A 5006-nucleotide genomic window follows, 5' to 3' on the forward strand; every position below is an offset into this window, starting at 1 on the left:
CGCACAGACTGAGTGGTGGCATCATATAAACCGCCCCAATACATTGCTTTTCCAGCTAATAATAATGCACCTGCCCCCAAAAATAACAGATGATGACCAAGAATTAAACCTAATTTCGCAGGATCATCCCATGTAAAATGGAACATCTTAGCTTGTCCTTGAGCTTTACTTAAGTCATCGGGTGCTTTCAAAACATGATATAAAGCCCCAGCACCTAAAAAAGCAGAAGAAATAAGATGAATCGCCCCTATCACAAAGTATGGATAGGTATCTACTATTAAACCTCCATCTCCTACACCCCAACCTAAGGTTGCTAAGTGGGGTAAAAGAATTAATCCCTGTTCTCCCATTGGTAAGGATGTATCAAAACGGGAAATTTCAAATAAAGTAAACGCTCCAGCCCAAAACGCAGTAAGAGCGGCTTGTCCGACATGGGCCGCAATAAAGAAGCCACTTTGATTAGCAAATCGGGCATTTCCTGCCCACCAATCATATTTTACCTCGGGGTTATCGTAAGTTTGCATATTATCTTCCTTTTTTGTTTAGAACTTATTGCTATTTATTATTAATAAGTCTATAAATAATTTATCTTAACTGCTATTATTTTGCAATAATTTTTAGTTAAGTTTTGTAAAGAAAATGTTAACTTTACAAACCAAATTCACCTTTAACCTGTGCAACCCAAGATTTAATACGGCTTTTAGTCAAATCCGATTGATTATCTTCGTCAATGGCTAAACCGACAAATTTACCATTACGCACCGCTTTTGATTCATTAAAGTCATAATTTTCTGTACTCCAATAACCTACGGTTTTACCACCGAGAGAAGATATTTTTTCCTCTAAAATGCCCATAGCATCCTGAAAGTTATCAGAGTAGCCGATTTGATCTCCTGCCCCAAAATAAGCAACTTTCTTGGCTGTAAAATCTATTTCCTCTAAATCTTGATATAAAGCATCCCAATCACTCTGTAACTCTCCCACATTCCAAGTAGGACAACCGATGATGAGGTATTCATATCCTCTTAAATCTTCAACTTCTGCTCTTGCTACGTCATGTAAATCAACTATGCTATTTCCGCCAAATTCTGCTTGGATAGTTTCAGCTATAGTTTCGGTATTACCTGTTTGAGTTCCAAAAAATAAGCCAATTTTTGTCATTTTGTTTTTTGATTATAATGTTATTTAAGCTTATTAAAAATAATTATTAATAAACCTAACCTTAGATTAACTTAATTGATTATTATTAGCAATAATTATGAAGAAAAATTTTTGAGTCCTTGTTTTGGTAAGATTAACATTGGCTTATATTTTGTTCATAAACCAGTGAAGTTTATATAGTGAAAAATTGACATAATAAGCGTTTTCAGACAAACTTTACTTTACTTTTATAAAATCAGGAGTATATTAAGGATATGAGAACTACTAAAGTTGTAAAAACTTTTGTAACAAATTCTAACCTTGAGGAAAATTATTTTCTTTTTGAAGTTGTAGGTATTTCCTCTCAAGGCAATGATAATTTAGACTACCCCATCCGTCAAAGTGGCACTACTTTTATTACTGTGCCTTACTCTAGGATGAATCAAGAAATAAATCGTATTAATCGTCTCGGAGGCAAAATTATTAAAATTACTCCTACTGGTATTAATACTGTTATTCCGGCTCAAAGTCTAAGTTCTAGTTCTAATTCTACTACGAACCCTCAAGCCATGACTCAAGCTCAATCTAAACCTCAAGAACATAAAAAAGTACCTGTTAATCTCTATCGCCCCAATAATCCTTTTGTTGGTAAATGTTTAGAAAACTACGAATTGGTTGCAGAAGGCGGTAGCGGAACAGTACGTCATTTAACTTTCGATCTTTCTGAAGGTGATTTGCACTATTTAGAAGGTCAAAGTATTGGTATTATCCCCCCTGGCACTGATGAAAAAGGTAAACCCCAAAAGTTACGTCTTTATTCTATCGCCTCTACTCGTCATGGCGATCGCTTAGATGGTCAAACTGTATCTTTATGTGTACGTCAATTAGAGTATAAAAATGAAGCCGGAGAAACCATTTACGGTGTTTGCTCTACTTACCTTTGTAACTTAGAGGTTGGTGCAGATGTATCTATTACTGGCCCAGTAGGAAAAGAAATGTTATTACCTGATGATGAAAATGCTACCATAATTATGTTAGCTACAGGTACCGGTATTGCTCCTTTTCGTGCGTTTTTATGGCGTATGTTTAAAGAAAGAGAGAAAAACCCTGATTATCAATTCAAAGGTTTAGCATGGTTAATCTTTGGTATTCCTTATACCCAAAATATTCTTTATAAAGATGATTTAGAGAAAATGTCGGCGGAATATCCTGATAACTTCCGTTTAACTTATGCTATTAGTCGTGAACAAAACACTGCTGATGGTGGTAAAGTTTATGTTCAAAGTCGTGTTAGTGAATATGCCGATGAATTGTTTGAGTTAATCCAAAAACCTAACACTCATGTTTATATGTGTGGTTTAAAAGGTATGGAACCTCCTATTTCCCAAACCTTTACGGCAGAAGCTGATAAAAGAGGATTAAAATGGGATGAAATGCGCAAACAAATGAAAAAAGAAGAACGTTGGCACGTTGAAGTATATTAATTAATTCTTAAAACAGAGAATTATCCCAACGGTGCAAATATAAACACCCTATTACTTAACAAGGGGCTTAAGCCTCTTGCCTACCCCTTGCTTATCTCAAACTAATTTTGCACTGTTATTTATCAGGTTGCCCGTTGTTGATTTTTTACACCTAACAACCTAACACCTTATAGCTAGTTAACTAATTACCGTAAATGCAATAGCAAAACCTAAAACAGCAGCAAAAACTATAAGTGCATAAAATTGCACTCGTCCATTTTCAAAATATTTTAACCCTTCAGCACTGATGATGGTTGCTAAACCGGTTAAATTTACCGCTCCATCTACTACTTTATAATCAACTTCCATTATACCACGAGCAATACGGCGACACCCTTGCACAAAGACTCTATCGTATATATCATCGAAATACCATTTATTTAAGGAAAGTTCATATAAAGGTTGGATTTTTTCGGCGATGGCCCTATAATCGATTTTACCTTGAAGGTAACATAAAGAGGCAATGGTGATACCAATTAAAGCAATACCAACAGAATTACCCCCCATAATCAGAAACTCGTTTAAGTCGAAATGGTGAGCCACTTCTAACACTTCTTCATTAGGGGAAGCAATAAACTCCTCAAAGCGATTATTCCAAGGCATCCCTAATAAACCGATTAACACAGAAGGCACAGCTAATGCCATCAAAGGAAATGTCATGGTTAAGGGTGATTCATGGGGTTTTTCTCCGTGATGTCCATGACCACTAACAGTAATACCTGCGGTTTGTAATAATTGTTCTTGAATTTTATGATCTTTACCCCTAAAACTTCCTTCAAAAGTCATGAAATACATTCTAAACATATAAAATGCGGTTAAACCTGCTGTTAACCAACCCACTAACCATAAAATCGGATTTGCTTCAAAGGCTAAACCAAGAATCTCATCTTTTGACCAAAATCCGGCGAAAGGAGGAATGCCACAGATAGCTAAAGTGCCAATGAGGAAGCAAGTAGAAGTAATGGGCATATATTTGCGTAAATTCCCCATTAATCGCATATCTTGGGCTAAAACTGGTTCATGCCCTACCACTTCTTCCATGCCGTGAATAACTGAACCTGAACATAAGAATAACATAGCTTTGAAATAAGCATGAGTCATCAGGTGAAATAGTCCTGCACTATAGGCACCAATACCCATAGCCATCACCATATAACCTAGTTGAGAAATGGTGGAATAAGCTAACCCTTTTTTGATGTCATTTTGGGTAACGGCGATGGTAGCACCTAGGAAGGCGGTAAAACAACCTGTCCATGAAATCACTGTCATTACTTCTGGAATTGGCTCAAATACAGGATACATCCGAGCAATTAAAAATACCCCAGCCGCTACCATTGTCGCCGCATGAATTAAAGCTGAGATAGGGGTAGGTCCTTCCATTGCGTCAGGTAGCCATACATGGAGCGGAAACTGGGCTGATTTTGCCACAGGGCCTAAAAAGACTAAAATGGCGAATAATGCTGCTAACCACCCGGCAACTTGCCCTGAGAACACTAATTCATGAAGGCGATCTCCCATGGGAATAAAATCAAATGTACCTGTTGCCCAATATAAGCCAAGCATACCGAGTAATAAACCAAAGTCGCCTACCCTATTAGTAACAAAGGCTTTTTGACAGGCATCGGCTGCCGGTTTGCGATCGTACCAGAAACCGATGAGTAAGTATGAACATACCCCGACTAATTCCCAGAATATATATACTTGCACAAGGTTAGGACTAATGACTAAACCTAGCATAGAAGCACTAAAAATACTCAGATAGGCATAGAAACGGACATAACCAGCATCATGGGCCATATAACCGTCAGTATAAATCATTACCAATAAAGCTACGGTGGTAACAATAACTAACATCAAAGAGCTAAGATGATCAATGGTATAGCCCATACTTAGGCTAAAATCTCCAGCAGAAGCCCATTCTATCATTTTTGTGTAAGGCTCATGTCCTTGCCATTGACTCCAAAATAAGGCGATCGCCATAGTTAAACAAACGCCTAAAATAGAGATAATGAAGACAGAATTAACTTTTCGTAGCTTGTTAGTAGCTTGATTAAAAGAAATTAAACCGATACCCACTATCATTGAAGAGAGTAGTGGTAGTGCTGGTATTAACCAAGCGTATTCATATAATTTTAAACTGTCCATCCTAAGTTATTGTCTAAATTATTGATAACGTTTTAATTGTGACATAGGATGATAAATAATGAACAATTAACTTATAGAAACCATTTGGTATCTTTTTTAGAATGATTATATAGTAATGATTTCAGGAGAAATGCTTTAATCTCGTCAAAACCTTTTGTTATTTCGGTTACAGGCGTAAATATCAAATAAGTTCTATAA

3 protein-coding genes and 1 pseudogene are annotated in these 5006 nt (G+C 36.5%); 1 reads left to right on the forward strand and 3 read right to left on the reverse strand.

Going from position 1 to position 5006, the window contains the following annotated elements; translation table 11 throughout:
* A pseudogene (locus tag FWJ34_RS18230) lies at nucleotides 1–524 on the reverse strand (chlorophyll a/b binding light-harvesting protein); the annotation flags it as partial.
* A gap of 124 nt (nucleotides 525–648) precedes the next feature.
* Nucleotides 649–1161: a flavodoxin FldA gene (gene fldA / locus FWJ34_RS18235; RefSeq protein ID WP_308256760.1), complete on the reverse strand. Its 513-nt coding sequence runs from the start codon at nucleotides 1159–1161 to the stop codon at nucleotides 649–651.
* A 254-nt stretch (nucleotides 1162–1415) separates the two neighbouring features.
* Here fldA and petH point away from each other — a divergent pair, with 254 nt between their 5' ends.
* Nucleotides 1416–2624: a ferredoxin--NADP reductase gene (gene petH / locus FWJ34_RS18240; RefSeq protein WP_308256761.1), complete on the forward strand. Its 1209-nt coding sequence runs from the start codon at nucleotides 1416–1418 to the stop codon at nucleotides 2622–2624.
* A gap of 177 nt (nucleotides 2625–2801) precedes the next feature.
* Here petH and FWJ34_RS18245 read toward each other — a convergent pair whose 3' ends face one another.
* Nucleotides 2802–4808 carry an NAD(P)H-quinone oxidoreductase subunit 5 gene (locus tag FWJ34_RS18245; protein WP_308256762.1) on the reverse strand — a complete coding sequence of 669 codons (2007 nt, stop codon included), beginning with the start codon at nucleotides 4806–4808 and terminating at the stop codon, nucleotides 2802–2804.
* Nucleotides 4809–5006: the final 198 nt, after the last annotated feature.

The organism is Geminocystis sp. GBBB08 (assembly GCF_016743215.1).
Classification (GTDB): domain Bacteria; phylum Cyanobacteriota; class Cyanobacteriia; order Cyanobacteriales; family Cyanobacteriaceae; genus Geminocystis.